Origin of the sequence: Providencia alcalifaciens, from assembly GCF_915403165.1 — a bacterium.
GTDB lineage: Bacteria > Pseudomonadota > Gammaproteobacteria > Enterobacterales > Enterobacteriaceae > Providencia > Providencia alcalifaciens_C.
Genome location: NZ_OU659204.1, coordinates 1801650 through 1820174 on the forward strand (window position 1 = coordinate 1801650; position 18525 = coordinate 1820174).

The 18525-nt window shown below is 43.4% G+C and carries 21 protein-coding genes; 12 read left to right on the plus strand and 9 right to left on the minus strand.

Features of this window, described 5'->3' with window-relative positions; translation table 11 throughout:
• Positions 1-11 precede the first annotated feature (11 nt).
• Together LDO73_RS08315 and argS are read right to left on the minus strand one after the other, a co-directional pair.
• Positions 12-350 (minus strand): P-II family nitrogen regulator, encoded by a 339-nt coding sequence (locus tag LDO73_RS08315; RefSeq protein WP_224060985.1) that lies wholly within the window; start codon positions 348-350, stop codon positions 12-14.
• A gap of 257 nt (positions 351-607) precedes the next feature.
• Complete coding sequence (gene argS, locus LDO73_RS08320; RefSeq protein WP_224060986.1) at positions 608-2338, minus strand: arginine--tRNA ligase; 1731 nt, start codon at positions 2336-2338, stop codon at positions 608-610.
• Positions 2339-2512: 174 nt separating this feature from the next.
• Between argS and LDO73_RS08325 the strand changes: the two genes are divergently transcribed.
• The 3 genes from LDO73_RS08325 (at position 2513) to LDO73_RS08335 (ending at position 4573) form a co-directional block, all read left to right on the plus strand.
• Complete coding sequence (locus LDO73_RS08325; protein ID WP_224060987.1) at positions 2513-3067, plus strand: VOC family protein; 555 nt, start codon at positions 2513-2515, stop codon at positions 3065-3067.
• A 177-nt stretch (positions 3068-3244) separates the two neighbouring features.
• Positions 3245-4006 (plus strand): copper homeostasis protein CutC, encoded by a 762-nt coding sequence (gene cutC / locus LDO73_RS08330; protein ID WP_224060988.1) that lies wholly within the window; start codon positions 3245-3247, stop codon positions 4004-4006.
• Between the two features lie 138 nt (positions 4007-4144).
• The gene (locus LDO73_RS08335) at positions 4145-4573 is read left to right on the plus strand and encodes a hypothetical protein (RefSeq protein WP_224060989.1); all 429 of its coding nucleotides are present in this window, start codon (positions 4145-4147) and stop codon (positions 4571-4573) included.
• A 102-nt stretch (positions 4574-4675) separates the two neighbouring features.
• Here LDO73_RS08335 and cmoB read toward each other — a convergent pair whose 3' ends face one another.
• From cmoB to LDO73_RS08360, 5 genes are all read right to left on the minus strand, one after another.
• Complete coding sequence (cmoB, locus tag LDO73_RS08340; protein ID WP_224060990.1) at positions 4676-5647, minus strand: tRNA 5-methoxyuridine(34)/uridine 5-oxyacetic acid(34) synthase CmoB; 972 nt, start codon at positions 5645-5647, stop codon at positions 4676-4678.
• Positions 5647-6399, minus strand: coding sequence for a carboxy-S-adenosyl-L-methionine synthase CmoA (gene cmoA, locus LDO73_RS08345; RefSeq protein WP_224060991.1), 753 nt, complete (start codon positions 6397-6399; stop codon positions 5647-5649). Before cmoA ends, cmoB begins: the two co-directional genes overlap by 1 nt.
• Positions 6400-6523: 124 nt before the next feature.
• The gene (locus tag LDO73_RS08350; RefSeq protein ID WP_224060992.1) at positions 6524-6922 is read right to left on the minus strand and encodes an MAPEG family protein; all 399 of its coding nucleotides are present in this window, start codon (positions 6920-6922) and stop codon (positions 6524-6526) included.
• A gap of 105 nt (positions 6923-7027) precedes the next feature.
• The gene (locus LDO73_RS08355) at positions 7028-7432 is read right to left on the minus strand and encodes an NUDIX hydrolase (RefSeq protein WP_224060993.1); all 405 of its coding nucleotides are present in this window, start codon (positions 7430-7432) and stop codon (positions 7028-7030) included.
• A 73-nt stretch (positions 7433-7505) separates the two neighbouring features.
• Positions 7506-7844, minus strand: coding sequence for a DUF4377 domain-containing protein (locus LDO73_RS08360; RefSeq protein WP_224060994.1), 339 nt, complete (start codon positions 7842-7844; stop codon positions 7506-7508).
• A 506-nt stretch (positions 7845-8350) separates the two neighbouring features.
• Between LDO73_RS08360 and aspS the strand changes: the two genes are divergently transcribed.
• From aspS to LDO73_RS08395, 7 genes are all read left to right on the plus strand, one after another.
• Entirely contained in the window at positions 8351-10120 is a 1770-nt protein-coding gene (gene aspS, locus LDO73_RS08365; protein ID WP_224060995.1) for an aspartate--tRNA ligase, read from the plus strand.
• Positions 10120-10554 carry a dihydroneopterin triphosphate diphosphatase gene (gene nudB, locus LDO73_RS08370; RefSeq protein WP_224060996.1) on the plus strand — a complete coding sequence of 145 codons (435 nt, stop codon included), beginning with the start codon at positions 10120-10122 and terminating at the stop codon, positions 10552-10554. The genes aspS and nudB overlap by 1 nt, the downstream gene beginning before the upstream one ends.
• Positions 10555-10584: 30 nt before the next feature.
• Complete coding sequence (locus LDO73_RS08375) at positions 10585-11328, plus strand: YebC/PmpR family DNA-binding transcriptional regulator (protein WP_224060997.1); 744 nt, start codon at positions 10585-10587, stop codon at positions 11326-11328.
• Between the two features lie 225 nt (positions 11329-11553).
• Positions 11554-12075 (plus strand): crossover junction endodeoxyribonuclease RuvC, encoded by a 522-nt coding sequence (ruvC, locus tag LDO73_RS08380; protein WP_036948281.1) that lies wholly within the window; start codon positions 11554-11556, stop codon positions 12073-12075.
• Positions 12076-12159: 84 nt separating this feature from the next.
• Positions 12160-12777 (plus strand): Holliday junction branch migration protein RuvA, encoded by a 618-nt coding sequence (gene ruvA, locus LDO73_RS08385; RefSeq protein ID WP_224060998.1) that lies wholly within the window; start codon positions 12160-12162, stop codon positions 12775-12777.
• 16 nt (positions 12778-12793) lie between these two features.
• Positions 12794-13804: a Holliday junction branch migration DNA helicase RuvB gene (ruvB, locus tag LDO73_RS08390; RefSeq protein WP_224060999.1), complete on the plus strand. Its 1011-nt coding sequence runs from the start codon at positions 12794-12796 to the stop codon at positions 13802-13804.
• A 253-nt stretch (positions 13805-14057) separates the two neighbouring features.
• The gene (locus LDO73_RS08395) at positions 14058-14417 is read left to right on the plus strand and encodes a hypothetical protein (RefSeq protein WP_224061000.1); all 360 of its coding nucleotides are present in this window, start codon (positions 14058-14060) and stop codon (positions 14415-14417) included.
• A gap of 95 nt (positions 14418-14512) precedes the next feature.
• Here LDO73_RS08395 and znuB read toward each other — a convergent pair whose 3' ends face one another.
• Positions 14513-15298 carry a zinc ABC transporter permease subunit ZnuB gene (gene znuB, locus LDO73_RS08400; protein WP_224061001.1) on the minus strand — a complete coding sequence of 262 codons (786 nt, stop codon included), beginning with the start codon at positions 15296-15298 and terminating at the stop codon, positions 14513-14515.
• Entirely contained in the window at positions 15291-16058 is a 768-nt protein-coding gene (gene znuC / locus LDO73_RS08405) for a zinc ABC transporter ATP-binding protein ZnuC (RefSeq protein ID WP_154638204.1), read from the minus strand. The genes znuB and znuC overlap by 8 nt, the downstream gene beginning before the upstream one ends.
• Before the next feature lie 72 nt (positions 16059-16130).
• On the opposite strand from znuC, the gene znuA reads away from it, so the two are divergent.
• Positions 16131-17090, plus strand: a complete 960-nt coding sequence (znuA, locus tag LDO73_RS08410; protein WP_224061002.1) for a zinc ABC transporter substrate-binding protein ZnuA — start codon at positions 16131-16133, stop codon at positions 17088-17090.
• A 29-nt stretch (positions 17091-17119) separates the two neighbouring features.
• Positions 17120-18445 (plus strand): murein DD-endopeptidase MepM, encoded by a 1326-nt coding sequence (mepM, locus tag LDO73_RS08415; protein ID WP_224061003.1) that lies wholly within the window; start codon positions 17120-17122, stop codon positions 18443-18445.
• Positions 18446-18525: the final 80 nt, after the last annotated feature.

The window sequence follows — 18525 nt, forward strand, 5'->3', positions numbered from 1 at the left end:
GTTTATCTCCCTTAGAGTGCGTCATCGCCGGATTCGCTGGTGCGAATGCGAACGGCCTGTAGAAGTTCAAAAACAAATAGCTTTCCATCCCCCACTTTCCCCGTGTCTGCGGTACGGATAATCGCATCGAGAGCGGGTTCCAGTAGGTCATCGCTGATAGCGATTTCTATTTTGGTTTTGGGTAGAAAACTCACTTCATATTCCGCACCACGGTAAAGCTCCGAGTGACCTTTCTGTCTGCCATATCCTTTGACTTCACAGATGGTCATTCCCTGTATTCCTAATTCAGTGAGTGCTTCACGAACATCTTCTAATTTGAACGGTTTAATAATTGCGATGATGTACTTCATAAATCCCCCTGTCTTTTTGAAAAGGCAAAAGAGATAAAGCAAGCATCGTGCCAAATGTTAAATTTTTGTTTTTAGGGGGTAATGGAGTGAAATGAGGGAAATAATGAGAGGTTGCTCACCAAATAAGTGCAAGTCATCTATCAGTTGCAACGAATTGCTCAAAAATAGTGCAGGCAAAAAGTAAAAACGGGGATTGAGAAGTGGCGAGTGAAAAGCAAAAAGCCCACCGAAGTGGGCTTTAAACGAAAGAATAAAGCTTACATTCTTTCGACGGTTTCGATACCTAACGTATCCAGACCTGTTTTTAACGTTTTTTGTGTTAATAAGGCCAGTTTTAAGCGGCTTTGACGCTGTGCTTCGGTGTCTGCGGACAAAATAGGGCAATGTTCGTAGAAACTAGAGAACAGACCCGCTAAGTCATACAGATAAGCACACATAACGTGCGGCGTACCTTCACGCGCAACAGTTAAGATTGTTTCTTCAAACTGCATTAAACGTGTTGCTAATGCCATTTCGTGTGGCGCTTCTAATACGATTGGCAGCGTTAAATCCGCTTCGGTAATGTCTGCTTTTTTGAAGATAGAGGCAACGCGAGTATAGGCATACTGCATATATGGCGCGGTGTTACCTTCAAAAGCTAACATATTGTCCCAATCGAAAATGTAGTCCGTGGTACGGTTTTTAGACAGGTCAGCATATTTAACCGCGCCAATACCCACGACATTAGCAATATTCAGTAACTCGTCTTCTGCCATATCCGGGTTTTTCTCACGGATCAGCGTTTGGGCACGTTCAACGGCTTCATCTAACAGGTCAGAAAGACGAACAGTACCGCCTGAACGGGTTTTGAATGGCTTACCATCTTTTCCTAGCATCATTCCGAACATATGGTGCTCAAGCGCCATGGATTCTGGAATATAGCCCGCTTTACGGACGATAGTCCAAGCTTGCATCAAATGTTGATGCTGGCGGGAGTCGATGTAATACAAGGAGCGATCCGCATGCAAGGTTTCATAACGGTATTTTGCACAGGCGATGTCGGTGGTGGTGTACAGGAAACCGCCATCTTTCTTCTGGACGATAACGCCCATCGGTTCGCCTTCTTTGTTTTTGAATTCATCAAGGAAAACCACCGTTGCACCTTCGCTTTCTACGGCTAAACCTTTGGCTTTTAGGTCGGCAACGATACCCGGTAACATGCTGTTATACAGGCTTTCACCCATTACATCATCTTCCGTCAAGGTGACGTTTAAACGGAGATAAGTTTCTTGGTTCTGCTGCATGGTGATGTCAACCAGTTTACGCCACATTTTACGGCAGTATTCATCACCAGATTGTAATTTCACCACGTAACTGCGGGCACGAACGGCAAAGTCTTCATCTTCGTCGTAATGTTTTTTCGCTTCGCGATAGAATTCTTCGAGGTCTGACAGTGCCATGTCGCTGGCATCTTCATTTTGCACTTTTTCTAAGTAAGCAATCAGCATCCCGAACTGTGTACCCCAGTCGCCTACGTGGTTAGCGCGGATCACTTTGTGACCGATAAATTCTTGGGTACGCGCCGCAGCATCACCAATAATCGTGGAGCGTAAATGACCAACGTGCATCTGTTTTGCAACGTTAGGCGCGGAGTAGTCAATAACGATGGTTTCGGCTTTAACAGGTGCTAGGCCTAAACGGTCACTTGTCAGCGCGTTTTCTGCGTGAGTCGCAATCCATGTTGGGTCGATAAAGACGTTGATGAAACCGGGACCGGCGATTTCAATTTTTGACGCGATACCTTCGAGATCTAATTGGCTGACAATTTGCTCGGCCAGTTGTCGGGGAGGCAGACCCATTTTTTTCGCAGCTCCCATCACGCCGTTAGCCTGATAGTCACCAAATTGCGCTTTAGCTGATTGACGAACAAGGGCGTCACAGCCTTCTGGAGCTCCCGCTGCTAGCATTGCAGCACTGATTTTATCTGAAAGAATAGCCTGAATATTCACCGGATTACCTTAAATAACGAACATAGTTACCGCATTGTGCCATTTCATGGGCGTAACTAAAAGGTGGAAGAGAAAAAACGGCAGGTTTTATACCATATTTTGGGGTAGTCGTGCTACAGTCTGACGTTTGTTTCACTTTTTATTATCTTTGTTTTTATCTATAGAGCTATGTGAATGTTAGATTTCGATAAAATCCCTCAGTTAAATGATCTATGGTGTGACTTGCCTCATTTTGAAAAAAACGTGACGGCAATGGCACATACACTTGGCTTGTCCCTGACAGATTATGTGATTGACCATATTTCCGTGCGTTGCCATCATCAGGAAACCGCAGAGCGTTGGCATGATGGGCTATTACAATGCGCCGAGTTACTTTCTGATAACCTAATTAACGGCCGCCCAATTCGTCTTTATGATCTGAAAAAGCCTATTCAAGTTGCTGGGCAGGATGTCTATATTATTGAACTGCCTTTTCCAAAAGATAAAATCTATCCTCAAGAGAGCTGGGAACACATTGAAATGGTCATTGAGGTCGCGCCAGGATTATTGGAAGAAACAGCACGTAGTTTATTACCGGACACGCTACCGGAAGGGTACTCCCATAAAGTGAGTCAACCTAAAGGTCAGCAAGAAAGACTGCCAAATCCGACTTTGGCCGTGACAAACGGCTTAATTACCCTCAAATATCACCCGTTTTCCCTTAGAAACATCGTTGAAAGCGAAAAATAAGTGATGCAATTAACGTTATTGATCATTATTCAGAGATAACTCTAAATGGTGTGATATCACGCAGATAACATTTAACAAAAAATGGCATAGTTAGTTGAATGCCTAATAAAAAGCACGTTTTAACCCTCAATTTTCAGCTCATATTCTACTGAGCTTATGACCATTTTGGAGATCTTCATGGCGAAACTGGAAATTTGCTGTTTTGGTATAGAATGCGCCCAAGTCGCGCAAGAATATGGTGCAGATCGCATTGAGCTCTGTTCGGGGGCTGCAGATGGGGGGCTAACACCAAGCTACGGTTATTTAAAACTGGCGAGAGAAAAACTTCACATTCCTGTTCATCCCATTATTCGTCCTCGTGGTGGCGATTTTTGCTATAACGTGAGTGAGTTTGATGTGATCCGTGAAGATTTACAGATGATCAAGGATATGGGGTTTCCCGGCGCAGTGGTGGGGATCTTAGATACAGAAGGGCGCATTGATATCGAACGGATGCAGACTCTAATGGAAATTGCGAATGGAATGGAGATTACTTTCCATCGTGCTTTTGATATGTGTATCAATCCATTACTGGGATTAGAGCAACTTAAAAACCTTGGGGTAGCACGTATTTTAACATCCGGTCAGCAACAAAGTGCTGAATTAGGTTTACTGCTACTGAAAGAGTTGCACGAAAAAAGCCGTGAAATTAATGGTCCAATCATTATGGCTGGTGCAGGGGTTCGGCTGGCGAATATAACTAAGTTTATGGAAATTGGTCTAACGGAAGTGCACAGCTCCGCAGGTAAAACCGTTCCTTCCGGTATGAATTACCGCAAAGCCGGTGTAACGATGGCATCGAACAGTGAAACCGATGAGTTTACGCACTACTGTGTGGATGGACCAACGGTGGAAGCGATGATGGACTTTATTTCTATTACGGAAAAAGTGCCTGCATAAATCATAAATTCGGAATAGGACTGACTGAATTTGTGATAGGGAGAGTTAAGATAGGGAGGCTAAATACCTCCCTTTGTTTTTAGATTTTTGAACTGAGTAAAAACTAAAAACAGCGGAATGAATTTTAAGGAAAAAATCATGCTGAAGAATATCGTATTAACCTCATCTCTTTTATTCATCACTACCTCCTCGTTTGCTTTTTCATTAGCGGAAAAAGAGAAGCATCAAAAGTATGAAACGGAAGTTTCCTCTCAAATCACGGCATTAAATAAAACCTGTGGGTCAGACATTAAAGCGAACTTTGATTGGACAACCTTTTCAAAAGAGCAACTCGAAACCATTGGTATCGATGGCTATAGCAAAGAGATGCTTAAGGGGATAGCCAATGTCTGTGAACACTCTGAACTCGCAAAACAGTCCGTCGGTGAAAAAATCAAAAACATTACCTATTCCTATACAAAGCCTAGAGCGATTGATTTAAAAGATGGCATGCTATCGTTAGGAATGGACTTTGATTCGGCGAATGATGCAAAAGCCGTTGAAGAGTATTTGATGAATAATTTGTAGTTGTTATTTTTGTGATACAAAAATGAAAACCCCCACGAGTTGTCGATGAACTTTTGGGGGTTTTATCATTGTATGGACGGTGAGGATTGGTGCCTTACAATATTACGGTTTTTTCGCCACTAAAATTGCGCGTAGAGGGGCTGGATACCCTTCGATGGTTTTGGTTTGATCATTAGGGTCTAAAAATTCCGCTAAAGACTCTGTTTTCATCCACTCAGTGCGGCGCTGTTCGTCTAACGAAGTCACGGCTTGGTCAACAATGCGTACGTCTACAAAGCCACATTTCTCTAACCACACTTTGAGCATTTTGGCGGAAGGAATAAAATAAACGTTGCGCATTTGGGCATAGCGGTCGCCGGGGATCAGGCATTGGAATTCATCACCTTCAACGACCAAGCTCTCTAATACTAATTCGCCTTCACTGACTAATTGATCTTTTAATTGATATAAATGGTCTAGTGGGGAGCGACGATGATACAGAACACCCATAGAGAATACGGTATCAAAGGCTTTTAATGCAGGAAGTTGTTCAATACCTAGCGGTAATAAATGTGCGCGTTGGTTATCACCTAACAGTTTTCTAACGGCTTCAAATTGGCATAAAAATAGTTCAGTAGGATCGATGCCGACGACGAAATCAGCTTCTTCGCCCAGCATACGCCACATGTGGTAACCACTTCCGCAGCCCACATCTAACACATGGCGGCCTTTTAATGGGGAAATATGTGGCAGAACGCGATCCCATTTCCAATCTGAACGCCATTCGGTATCGATATTAACGCCATACAGGGAAAATGGTCCTTTTCGCCATGGCTTCAACTGCCCCAAGATATTGTTTAAACGGCGAGTTTCACCTTCAGTTAATTCCGGGATGCGCGTTGCAGTGACGCTATTTTTAATATCTAACTGGGTCGGCGTCATGACAGGCAGGTTATCTAACATTTTCTCCCATGAAGAGAACCCACCGTGTAGGCCTTCTTTCTTCCATGCCGCCAGTTGAGCGGGCAGGGTTTCTAACCAATGGCTAAGAGGGCCAACGGCAATTTGTTGATAAAAACGACCGAAATCGATCATTACTGCCCCTCTTTTAATGCTAATAGTGAACCGAAGTTAAAACATTGGAACCAGACTTCACTGTGTGTGAAACCGACGCGTTTTAAGCGAGCTTTATGGGCTTCAACAGAGTCAGTGAGCATGACATTTTCGAGCATGCTGCGTTTTTGGCTGATTTCAAGTTCGCTATATCCATTGGCGCGTTTGAAATCATGGTGCATGTTGAATAGCAACTCACCAATTTGCTTATCTTCAAAATTGAATTTCTCAGATAACACTAAAATGCCACCGGGTAATAACCCTTGGTAAATTTTAGTGAGCAATTTTTCGCGGTCATCGGGATTTAAAAACTGCAATGTGAAGTTAAGGATAACCATTGACGCATTTTCAATATGAATATCGCGAATATCTCCTTCGATAACCTCGACAGGCGTTTGCGCTTTATACGCATCAATATGACGGCGGCAGCGTTCGACCATAGCGGGTGAATTATCGACAGAAATGATTTTGCAGTTTTCCACTGAAATATTTCGACGAACAGACAGGGTGGCGGCACCAAGGGAACAACCCAGATCATAGACTTGGCTATTTGGCGTCACAAAACGACCCGCCAGCATCCCAATCATGGTGATGATATTGGAGTAACCCGGTACGGAACGTTGGATCATATCGGGGAAAACTTCAGCCACTTTTTCATCAAACTTCCAGTCACCTAAATTGGCGATCGGTGCGGAGAAAAGGCTGTCTTTATGGTTTGGATCCTGACTTGACATAGACTTGTATTAATTAGCAGAACAAAAGTAGTGGCGGATTGTAGCAGAAAGCTATCTAACCTGAAAACAACATAACTTGAAAACAATAGAACCTGAAAGCCAATCCGCACAGAAGATAAGGAAATTAAAAGGAGAACGACACCATTTGTACCCAAGGTAGATAATAGGCATTGGCCATGACCATCAAGGCGAGTGCCAGATAAGTTCCCATCATTCCCATTCGACGTTGTGAATAGTCATGGTTTTTTAATCCATAAGAGTGGAGCATGCGGCTTGCAATCAGCAGAATGCCACAAACATGGATCATCCAAACTTTCGCGCCATTCATTTCCATTAACAGTAATAAAATTAATGAAATTGGAATGTATTCGATGGCATTGCCATGCACACGGATAGCGGTTTGCAATTCAGAAAACCCACCATCGCCAACAGACACACGGTACTGATTTCTTAGCTTTACGACATTGAGTGATAGTTTCAGTATCAGCAAGGCTCCTAGTACAGCGTATAAAGAACTGACCATTTTTTACTCTACCTCTATGGAGATAAATTAAATTTTCTAAATTTTAAAACCTAATCGGTAAATCTACAAATAGAAATATATCGCTATTGATAATTCATTTTTGAATTACTTAATGAGATTATCCGTTTTGAGTTGCGCCAAGACAGCAATCGCCGTGATAGAGCAGCGGTCTACATCATTGGAATCTAACCACATTAATTCAGCAATTTCAGCAGCAGGTTGAGGGATGCCGTGATAATCGGCTTGATAGCAACGAATACAAACCTGTGTACCATCCTGTTTGCCATCAGCTAACCCGGTGAATTCTCCGTAGAAACGGATGGATTCAGGGTGCAAGGTTAATGTGAGTTCTTCATCGATTTCACGAGAAAGCGCCTGTTGGTCGGTTTCACCTTGCTCACGTTTCCCGCCAGGAATATAAAATAGGGTTTTATTATGGGAACGTACCATGGCAACTTTGCCATTTTGAATGGTAATTAAACCTAATTTATCAATGGTTTTAGTGCTCATTTTTTTGCCTTAACCTGTTGTAGCTTGCGGTCAGTCATAGAAAAGAGCAGGTGGTTTTACACCTGCGTCGACATTATTTTTTCTCGATAACTTTGACTAACTCATAACGGATGCTTGGGGCATCAGCGGGTGGGTTAGGCACATCAAATTGTTGAACCTCTAGCACGTAGTTATAGCCCGGTTCATAGCTGAATCCTTGAATGGATGAGTAAAAATATTGCCAATCATCAGTTGGTTTTTCTTTGACTTTCATGCATTTCATAGGCGCAACGCCGACACAATCAGCCAGAGAGGAGTCGATATAAAAGATTTTATTGTTGCTGTTGGTGGGCTTCATCGTATTGGTATTATTTCCGTTTTGGCATCCTGCAAGCAGAACAAAAAGGGATGATGCGAGTAGAATTTTTTTCATAAAGGTTCCTCTAGTTTCAGGCAAAAGTGTCTGAATATGAGTAATTATAGCAAAATGAGACGGGTAATAATTCCCAAAAAAATTATGATCTAATAAACAATCAAATTTTAATCATCAATTAGGTGAACGATTTTTCTTAGATTAGTTAAGAACGTTTTGATAGATAAGAAGCATTTTTATTGATTGGAGATGGTTTTTTTGTATCAATTTCGCAGTTAAGCTATATAGCAAACTGTTTGTCTAACAGAATTTCCTATATAATGTCTGCCTTTTTTGACATTCTGAATTTTCAGCTCAGTGTTTCTAAGCGATCGGTTTTATAAGCGATTCGTATTATAAACAGTCGGCTTCATAAACAGTCGGTTTCGCAAACTATTGGTTTCGTAAACATGCCGTTTAGCAAATGGGTTCAGCAAAATGCCAAATTCCCGCAGCAAACCAAAGCACAGTATGCTGAGTAAATAAATTACGCTGGGTAAACAACAAGCTGAGTAAAAGGATAGAGTATGCGTACTAATTATTGTGGGCAATTAAACATCGCTCATGAAGGCCAGAAGGTCACTCTTTGTGGATGGGTAAACCGCCGTCGTGACTTAGGTGGTTTGATTTTTATCGATATGCGTGACCGTGAAGGCATCGTTCAAGTTTTCTTCGATCCAGAGCGTAAAGACATATTTGAGAAAGCGTCAGAACTGCGTAACGAGTTCTGCATCCAAATCACAGGTACGGTACGTGCGCGCCCAGATAGCCAGAAAAACGCAGACATGGCAACGGGTGAAATTGAAATCTTTGCTGAAGGTCTGGAAGTCTTTAACAAATCTGAACCTCTGCCGTTAGACAGCAACCAAACCAACACAGAAGAGCGTCGTTTAAAATACCGCTATTTAGATTTACGCCGCCCGGAGATGGCAAATCGTCTGCGTACTCGTGCGAAAATCACCAGTTTTGTTCGTAGCTTTATGGACAAAGAAGGCTTTATGGACGTTGAAACGCCAATGCTAACCAAAGCGACGCCAGAAGGGGCGCGTGACTACTTAGTACCAAGCCGAGTTCATAAAGGCAAATTCTATGCATTGCCACAATCCCCTCAACTGTTCAAACAGCTGCTGATGATGTCTGGCTTTGATCGTTACTATCAAATCGTAAAATGCTTCCGTGACGAAGATTTACGTGCTGACCGTCAACCTGAGTTTACCCAAATCGATGTGGAAACCTCGTTCATGAGCGCGGAACAAGTTCGCGAAGTGATGGAGCGTATGATTCGTAATTTGTGGCTTGACGTGAAAGGCGTTGATTTAGGCGATTTCCCAATCATGACCTTCGCAGAAGCGATGCGTCGTTACGGTTCAGATAAACCAGACCTGCGTAACCCAATGGAACTGGTTGATGTTGCTGATATCGTTAAAGATGTTGAATTTGCAGTGTTTGCAGGCCCAGCAAATGATCCGAAAGGTCGTGTTGCAGCACTGAAAGTGCCCGGTGGCGCAGCAATGACCCGTAAGCAAATTGACGAATACGGTAATTTCGTGGGTATCTATGGTGCGAAAGGCTTAGCGTGGATGAAAATCAATGAACGCGCGAAAGGCTTAGAAGGCATTCAAAGCCCAGTTGCGAAGTTCCTAAGCTTAGAAATTATCGAGCAAATTATTGAACGTACTGGCGCAGCCGATGGCGATATCATTCTGTTTGGTGCGGGTGCGAAAAATGTGGTGACTGACTCCATGGGCGCATTACGCCTGAAAGTGGGTCGTGACTTCGAACTGACCAACTTAAATAGCTGGCAGCCACTGTGGGTTATCGACTTCCCAATGTTTGAAGAAAATGGCGAAGGCGGCTTAACCGCAATGCACCACCCATTCACTTCACCAAAAGATTTCACACCGGAAGATCTGGCGAAAAACCCTGAAGATACCGTTGCGAATGCCTACGATATGGTTATCAATGGTTACGAAGTGGGTGGCGGTTCTGTCCGTATTCACCGTAGCGAAATGCAACAAACTGTGTTCGGTATTTTAGGTATCAATGAAGAAGAACAACGTGAGAAGTTCGGCTTCCTGTTAGATGCACTGAAATACGGTACTCCGCCACATGCAGGTTTAGCATTTGGTTTAGACCGCTTAGTGATGCTGTTAACGGGTACTGATAACATCCGTGATGTTATTGCATTCCCGAAAACCACCGCAGCGGCATGTTTAATGACCAATGCACCAAGTCATGCAAACCCTGATTCGCTGACTGAGTTAGCGATTGCAGTTGTGGCGAAAGAAGAAGAGTAATGAAAAGCTATAAGCGCCCAGAATCGGTATTAGTCATTATGGTGGCTGAAAACACGGGGCGGGTGCTTATGATGCGGCGTAAAGATGATCCCGACTTCTGGCAATCAGTGACCGGAAGTTTGGAACTTCATGAAACCAGTGCTACGGATGCAGCGCTTCGCGAAATCAAAGAAGAGACGGGGTTTAACCCGCAACCAAGTCAGTTACATGATTTGTCGAAAAGTATCATCTTTGAAATTTTCCCGCATTTCAGGCATCGTTATGCACCGGATGTAACCCACTGTAAAGAACATTGGTTTAAATTGGTGCTGAGTGATGAACAAACGCCATTACTGACTGAACACACTGAATTTTGTTGGCTTGAGCCCAAACAGGCGGCAGAGTTGACAAAATCGTGGAGCAACAGCCAGGCTATTTTAGAATTTGCTGTTTAATTATTTTATTGACGTTTTTGGAGATATTTCATGGCAGGTCATAGTAAATGGGCCAACACCAAACACCGTAAAGCGGCGCAAGACGCAAAACGCGGTAAGATTTTTACTAAAATTATTCGTGAGCTGGTCACTGCAGCGCGTTTAGGCGGCGGCGATGTCGCAACTAATCCACGCTTGCGTGCTGCTGTGGATAAAGCATTATCAAACAACATGACTCGCGACACATTAAACCGTGCGATTGCGCGTGGAGTGGGTAATGATGACAACGATAATATGGAAACCATCATTTATGAAGGCTACGGCCCTGGCGGCACAGCTGTTATGGTTGAATGTTTAAGTGACAACCGTAACCGTACCGTATCTGAAGTTCGCCACGCATTTACTAAAACGGGCGGTAACTTAGGGACTGATGGTTCTGTATCTTATTTGTTCACCAAACGTGGTGTGATCACTTACGCTCCGGGTGTGGATGAAGATGCGCTGATGGAAGCGGCACTTGAAGCGGGTGCTGACGACGTTGAAACGTATGATGATGGTGCAATAGATGTTTACACCACCTTTGAAACGTTTGGTGCTGTTAAAGACGCATTAGATGCTGCTGGTTTTACTAGCGAAGCCGCTGAAGTTTCTATGATCCCATCGATTACGGCAGAACTTGATGTTGAAACGGCACCAAAGTTAATGCGCCTGATCGACATGTTAGAAGATTCAGACGACGTCCAAGAAGTTTATCATAACGGTGATATCTCTGATGAGGTTGCTGAGCAACTGTAATTAAGACGATGTCTGCGTAGAGAAAGCGGGCTGTGTCCAGCCTGTTTTCTCTAACGCCTCTCCCATCTTCACCTTCTCTTTTATTTGCTATATTTATGATGGTAGGAATGCTATTTACACTGAGATTACGGTGGAAACGGTGATATTCCTTTGTTGCCATTGTGGCTGTCATTAGATGGGGATAAGATGATATGAAAATTAATAAAGGGCAACTATAGGTTTTATATGGCGATTATTCTGGGTATCGACCCTGGTTCACGGATCACAGGATACGGTGTTATTCGCCAACAAGGTCGGCAATTACTCTATCTCGGAAGTGGGTGTATTCGCACTCAAGTTGATGATTTACCAAGCCGTCTGCAGCGTATCTATGCGGGAGTCTCGGAAATTATCACCCAGTACCAACCGGATGTTTTATCCATTGAACAAGTCTTTATGGCGAAGAATGCAGACTCGGCTCTGAAACTCGGACAAGCGCGTGGCGTGGCAATTGTCGCCGCCGCTAACCAAAATATTCCAGTCTTTGAGTATGCAGCTCGTCAAGTCAAGCAAACCGTTGTGGGGACGGGAGCTGCAGAAAAAAGCCAAGTCCAACATATGGTGAAATCAATTCTAAAATTATCGGCTAGCCCCCAAGCGGATGCCGCGGATGCGCTGGCAATTGCCATCACGCATTGCCATTTTAATCAAAACCTGCTGAAAGTGGGAGATCCGCGTTTAGTGTTAACCCGCGGAAGATTAAGATGAAGACTGGATATGCATCCAGCATTTTTTGTGGTATAAACAGCAGAGTAAAAATTTAAGACGCTAATCAAATTTAAGGGGTTCAGTGTGATAGGTCGTTTACGTGGCATCGTATTAGAAAAGCAACCACCCATTGTGTTACTTGAGCTACAAGGTGTTGGCTATGAAGTTCATATGCCAATGACCTGTTTCTATGAATTACCTGAAATTGGTCAAGAAGCTATTGTTTTCACCCATTTTGTGGTGCGCGAAGATGCTCAATTACTGTATGGTTTCAATGACAAACAAGAGCGCGCACTATTTAAAGAGCTGATTAAAGTTAATGGTGTCGGCCCTAAACTGGCACTCGCGATTTTATCCGGTATGTCGGCTCAGCAATTTGTGTCTGCTATTGAGCAAGAAGCGATTTCTTCTCTGGTGAAATTGCCGGGTATTGGTAAGAAAACCGCCGAGCGTTTAGTGGTCGAAATGAAAGACCGCTTCAAAGGCCTGAATGGGGATCTTTTCAACCCAGCGAGCGATATTGATTTACCAAGCGTGAAGAGCAAAGGGCCAAGCCAAGCAGATATTGAAGCCGAAGCTGCTGCAGCCTTGATTGCGCTGGGATATAAACCGCAAGAAGCTAGCCGTATGGTGAGTAAGGTCGCGAAACCTGATAGCGATTCTGAAACCCTGATCCGTGATGCCTTACGCGCAGCACTTTAATTGAGAGATTAATACGATGATTGAAGCTGATCGCCTAATTACTGCTGAAGTGCTGCACTCTGAAGAAGAAGCCATTGATCGCGCGATCCGCCCTAAATTACTGGATGAGTATATTGGGCAACCGCAAGTTAAGCATCAAATGGAAATATTTATTCAGGCAGCCAAAATGCGGGGTGATGCGCTTGATCATCTGTTAATTTTTGGGCCTCCAGGGTTAGGAAAAACCACATTAGCGGGCATTGTCGCCAATGAACTTGGGGTGAATTTGCGGACAACGTCAGGGCCTGTGTTAGAAAAGGCCGGAGATTTGGCTGCAATGCTGACTAACCTTGAACCCCACGATGTCCTGTTTATTGATGAAATTCATCGCCTTTCACCCGTAGTCGAAGAGATTTTGTATCCTGCCATGGAAGACTATCAATTAGATATTATGATTGGTGAAGGCCCTGCGGCACGTTCCATTAAAATCGATTTACCGCCATTCACGCTGATCGGTGCCACTACGCGAGCTGGCTCCTTAACTTCGCCATTGCGTGATCGCTTTGGAATTGTACAACGGCTAGAGTTTTACCAAGTTGATGATTTGCAACATATCGTGAAGCGTAGCGCTCAGTATATGGGGCTGGATATCACGGAAGAAGGGGCTTTACAGGTGGCGATGCGCTCTCGGGGTACTCCACGGATTACTAACCGTTTATTACGGCGCGTGCGTGACTTTGCACAAGTGAAAGGTAATGGCAGTATTGATGAGTCTATTGCAAACCAAGCGCTTGATATGTTGAATGTGGATGCGGCCGGTTTTGATTATCTTGATCGTAAATTGCTGGTGGCCATCATTGATAAGTTTATGGGCGGGCCGGTGGGTGTTGATAACCTTGCAGCAGCAATTGGAGAGGAGCGCGAGACCATCGAAGATGTGCTTGAGCCTTATCTTATCCAGCAAGGGTTTATCCAGAGAACGCCAAGAGGGCGTATGGCAACAGCCCACGCTTATTCTCACTTTGGGTTAAAGCCGAAAGAAGTTTAGTTTTTAAACGCTTGATTGATATATAGATGCGTATGATTTAAATAATATCATACGTATTTCAAATGAAATGAACCCAGCAATTTAGCCACAATTACTGGGTTTTTTTGTATCTAGATTTCACTAAATTGAGAAATCATCATTATTTAGTCAGCAAAATGTTATTGAGAATATATGTAGTGAGTTTTAAAAACACAGACATTGAAAATGATTTTTATTATCATGCAGTGTTTCTTAGTATATTAGGATAGGTCACGTGAATAAATCTTCTTACACATTTGCGCTCACAGTACTCTTATTTGCGACTGTTGTTTCTGGTTGCGCAAAAAATACCAAAGCTCTTACCAATAAGGAAACCATTGAAAGTTGTTCTCGATATCTACCTGAGGGATCAACATATTGGGTGAGTATCGAGGGTGAAATTGACTTAAACAAGAAATTTCATGGGGACTTAAACGTGAATGTTCCAAAAGATAAGTTAAATGATCCAAAATATTCAGATGAAGGATTCAAAGTAAAAGTTAATCAATTTATGGATTGTGTTGGTAGATTTATAAATGATAGTGCCGGTGATGTAGAAACCCCCGTGAATAACGGTAAAAAGAGTACTGAATAATACGTATCATTGAATTTTATTGGAACCCGCATAAAGCGGGTTTTCTATTTGTTTTTTACCCAGATACGGTTTTATTCAGGCATTTTTTTATACAACTAGTTTTTCGTTTTTACGCACAAACTTAGAATAAATAAAATGGCAGAAGTTAGTACCACGGATGGACCTGCCGGAGTGTCGTAAAATGCCGATAGGGTTAATCCGCCGGTGACGGAAATCATGCCAATCCCAATGGCAGTAAGTGCCATTTGTTCTGGGGTTTTAGCAAAACGTCGAGCGGTGGCAGCAGGAATGATCAGTAAAGAGGTAATGATAAGCGCGCCCACGAATTTCATGGCAATCCCGATTGTTAATGCCGTGACCATCATCAACAATAAGCGAGAGCGCTGTAGGTTAATACCATCCACAAAAGCCAGCTCTGAGCTGACAGTCATCGATAAAAGCGCCCGCCATCGATAAAAAAGCAACCCGCAAACGACAACTACACCGATTAGAATCGTTATAATGTCTTCATATGTTACGGATAACAAATCACCAAATAGATAGGCCATCAGGTCGACGCGGACATTCGCCATTAGGCTGACGACGACAAGCCCTAAAGAGAGGGAGCTGTGAGCCATAATGCCGAGTAACGTATCGACGGCGAGTTGAGGTCGCTTTTCCAGCCAAACAAGAATAAAGGCTAATAGTAGCGTGACCGCAATAACGGCATAAAAAGGATTAATGTTCAGTAACAAACCGAATGCAACGCCTAATAAAGAGGCGTGGGCGAGCGTGTCACCAAAATAGGACATACGACGCCAAACCACGAATGATCCCAAGGGGCCGGCTGCTATAGCGAGTAACATACCTGCGATCCAACCAGGTAGTAGCAACTCAATCATGATGGCAATCCTTGCTGTGTTGGTGGGATGTAATCACATTACCTTCTAAATCATGTTGGTGATTATGTTGATGACGGTAAACCCCCAGTTGCTGTGCACCCCGATAGCCAAACATAGCGACGAATTCAGGGTGATTAGAGACAACGTCAGGGGTACCAGAGCAACAAATATGCCCGTTAATACATAAAACTTGGTCTGTTTTTGCCATGACTAAATGCAGGTCATGAGAGACCATGAGAACTGCGCAACCGAGTTCAGTTCTTAATTGATTAATTAAGTCATACAACGCAACTTGACCATTAATATCGACGCCTTGGGCCGGTTCATCGAGAACCAACAAATCAGGTTTATTAAGCAATGCACGCGCAAGCAGAACGCGCTGGGTTTCACCACCTGAGAGTTTCTGCATTGGCTGATCAATAAGATGCGTGGCTTTAACTCGTTCAAGGGCGGGTAATAAATGTTCCGTACGGACACCTTGCTTTAACATCATAAACCGCTTCACGGTTAGAGGTAGGGTGGTATCTAAATGCAGTTTTTGTGGAACATAACCAATAGAGAGTGATGAGGCTCTGCTGATCGTGCCTGATGTGGGAGCCAATAGCCCCAATACCACGCGAACAATTGTGGATTTGCCGGCACCATTAGGCCCCAATAACGTCACGATATCACCTTTGTTAAGTGCAAAAGTGACATCCTTTAATACGGGTTTATCGCCAAATGAGACTGAGATTTTATTTAAAGATAGTAGTGGTTGCATATGAAAACATCTTGCAGAAATCAAGTTGTGTTATATTATAACATTTCAATTTTAAGATCACGGAAAATGTTCATGATACACAAATCGAAACTTATTACCCGTAAATTCATCTGCAAAGCTACGTTAGCCTCAGTTTTAACAGCATCGATGTTGCCAATAGCCAACGCTGATGTCGTCACATCAATTCGACCTTTAGCCTTCATTGCTGCGGGGATCGCTGATGGTGTCACTGATACACAAGTTTTACTTCCTGATGGCGCTTCGCCACATGATTATGCACTGAAACCTTCGGATTTAAAAAAGATAAAACAGGCTGATTTGTTTGTTTGGGTTGGGCCTGAATTAGAAATGTTTTTAGAGAAGCCAATCAATGTGTTAGACCAGAATAAACGTCTAGCATTGGCTGAGCAGAAAAATATTCATAACTTATTAATGGCTGAAAACCATGAGGAGGAAGATAGCCATCAACATGCCGATGAACCTAACCATGATGCGGATCACGATCATCATCACCATGGTGAGTATAATATGCACATCTGGTTATCTCCAGATATTGCAAATTTGGCAGCCGATGACATTTACGCGCGTTTAGTAGAGATTTATCCTGCTCAGAAAGATAAGCTGGACGTAAACCTTCGTAAATTCAAAGAAAACATGGCGCAAAACAATAAGAAAATTGCTAGTATTTTAAAACCGGCTCAAAATAAAGGGTATTTTGTTTTTCACGATGCTTATGGCTACTTTGAAAAACACTATCAGCTCGCTCCATTAGGGCATTTTACGATAAACCCTGAGATTCAGCCCGGTGCCCAAAAATTGCATCAAATACGAACACAACTGGTTGAGCATAAAGCGCAATGTGTTTTTGCTGAGCCACAATTCAGACCTGCGGTTATTGAAAGCGTAGCGAAAAATACGGGAGTCAAAATGGGTACTCTCGACCCTCTTGGTAGTGGGCTGGCAATTGGACCAGATAGCTACATGAAGTTTCTGACTCAATTATCAGAACAATACGCAAGCTGCCTGAATTAAGCATAGAGGAATAGTTTAAAGTGCAGCAAATGGCAAGTGGTATTGTGCAGGCATTTAATGGCTTGTCCAAAACTCATAAAATTGTGTTGAGCACGCTTACTGTCGCCACCATGGCCGTCGCGATTTGGCGGCCTGTGCATATCCCTACCACACATGAAAGCGACAGTTCTCCTGATACCGTCATTCCTTTTTCTCAATCTGTGATTGAAGCAGAGGGCGATGATTTAATTCAAGATAGTAGCGAACAGTTACCCGATGAAGGCGTTGCAGACAGCGACACCGATGCATCAGATGCGGATGCTACACCGCTCGCACATGAATATGTTGTCTCCAGTGGCGATAACTTATCGTCTATCTTGACCCAGTTTGGTATTGAAGCTGGTGATGTTGCGACACTTTCAAATCAACATAAATCATTACGTAACTTAAAAATCGGTCAAACCCTTAGCTGGACATTGAATGCGGATGGCGAGTTAGAGTCCTTAACGTGGGATGTTTCTCGCCGTGAAACGCGCATCTTCAAACGTGTTGGGGTAACCAACAAATTTGAGGAAGTGAAAGAGATCCGTAAAGGAGATTGGACAAACAGCGTGATGACCGGTTCTATCGACGGAACGTTTGCTCAAAGCACGAAGAAAGCCGGGTTGACTCGTACAGAAGGCCGTGAAGTTACCAAAGCATTACAGTGGCAGGTGGACTTTAACAAGCTGAAAAAAGGCGATAAGTTTACCGTTTTAATGGGCCGCGAGATGCTCAACGGGACTCATGAACAGAGCCAACTAGTTGGTGTGCGTTTACAGTCTGGCGGTAAAAATTACTACGCTTTCCGTGCTGAAGACGGTCGCTATTATGACAGTGAAGGTAATGGTTTAGAACGCGGTTTCTTGCGTTTCCCAACGGTTAAACAGTTCAGAGTTTCATCGCACTTCAATCCACGTCGCGTTAACCCTGTAACGGGTCGTGTTGCACCACATAAAGGGGTCGATTTCTCAATGCCGGTGGGTACGCCTGTATTAGCTGTTGGTGATGGCGAAGTGATTGTGGCGAAATACAGCGGCGCAGCAGGAAACTTTATTGCTATTCGCCATGGTCGCCAATATACGACGCGTTATATGCATTTACGTCAATTGCTGGTGAAACCAGGACAAAAAGTGAAGCGTGGTGACCGTATTGCGTTATCGGGTAATACTGGACGTTCTACAGGCCCACATCTCCATTTCGAAATGTGGGTTAACCAGCAAGCCGTCAATCCACTAACTGCTAAATTACCAAGCTCAGGTGGTTTAACAGGTAAAGAGCGTAAAGAGTATTTAGAGCTGGTCAAAGAGACCAAATCTCAGCTTAAATTGAAATAACCATTTCAGTTTCTTCATCCAATAACTGGTAGATACTTGTGTCTGCCAGTTTTTTTTGTAATGCTCTTACTCATTCATTT

Bases quoted from the DNA above. Each gene is read 5' to 3' on its own strand.
- mepM (WP_224061003.1), top strand. From the start codon at position 17,120: ATGGCAAGTGGTATTGTGCAGGCATTTAATGGCTTGTCCAAAACTCAT.
- LDO73_RS08355 (WP_224060993.1), bottom strand. From the start codon at position 7,432: ATGAGCACTAAAACCATTGATAAATTAGGTTTAATTACCATTCAAAAT.
- LDO73_RS08335 (WP_224060989.1), top strand. From the start codon at position 4,145: ATGCTGAAGAATATCGTATTAACCTCATCTCTTTTATTCATCACTACC.
- znuB (WP_224061001.1), bottom strand. From the start codon at position 15,298: ATGATTGAGTTGCTACTACCTGGTTGGATCGCAGGTATGTTACTCGCT.
- LDO73_RS08325 (WP_224060987.1), top strand. From the start codon at position 2,513: ATGTTAGATTTCGATAAAATCCCTCAGTTAAATGATCTATGGTGTGAC.
- cmoB (WP_224060990.1), bottom strand. From the start codon at position 5,647: ATGATCGATTTCGGTCGTTTTTATCAACAAATTGCCGTTGGCCCTCTT.
- ruvB (WP_224060999.1), top strand. From the start codon at position 12,794: ATGATTGAAGCTGATCGCCTAATTACTGCTGAAGTGCTGCACTCTGAA.
- znuC (WP_154638204.1), bottom strand. From the start codon at position 16,058: ATGCAACCACTACTATCTTTAAATAAAATCTCAGTCTCATTTGGCGAT.
- LDO73_RS08315 (WP_224060985.1), bottom strand. From the start codon at position 350: ATGAAGTACATCATCGCAATTATTAAACCGTTCAAATTAGAAGATGTT.
- cmoA (WP_224060991.1), bottom strand. From the start codon at position 6,399: ATGTCAAGTCAGGATCCAAACCATAAAGACAGCCTTTTCTCCGCACCG.
- znuA (WP_224061002.1), top strand. From the start codon at position 16,131: ATGATACACAAATCGAAACTTATTACCCGTAAATTCATCTGCAAAGCT.
- cutC (WP_224060988.1), top strand. From the start codon at position 3,245: ATGGCGAAACTGGAAATTTGCTGTTTTGGTATAGAATGCGCCCAAGTC.
- LDO73_RS08375 (WP_224060997.1), top strand. From the start codon at position 10,585: ATGGCAGGTCATAGTAAATGGGCCAACACCAAACACCGTAAAGCGGCG.
- nudB (WP_224060996.1), top strand. From the start codon at position 10,120: ATGAAAAGCTATAAGCGCCCAGAATCGGTATTAGTCATTATGGTGGCT.
- LDO73_RS08360 (WP_224060994.1), bottom strand. From the start codon at position 7,844: ATGAAAAAAATTCTACTCGCATCATCCCTTTTTGTTCTGCTTGCAGGA.
- LDO73_RS08350 (WP_224060992.1), bottom strand. From the start codon at position 6,922: ATGGTCAGTTCTTTATACGCTGTACTAGGAGCCTTGCTGATACTGAAA.
- aspS (WP_224060995.1), top strand. From the start codon at position 8,351: ATGCGTACTAATTATTGTGGGCAATTAAACATCGCTCATGAAGGCCAG.
- ruvC (WP_036948281.1), top strand. From the start codon at position 11,554: ATGGCGATTATTCTGGGTATCGACCCTGGTTCACGGATCACAGGATAC.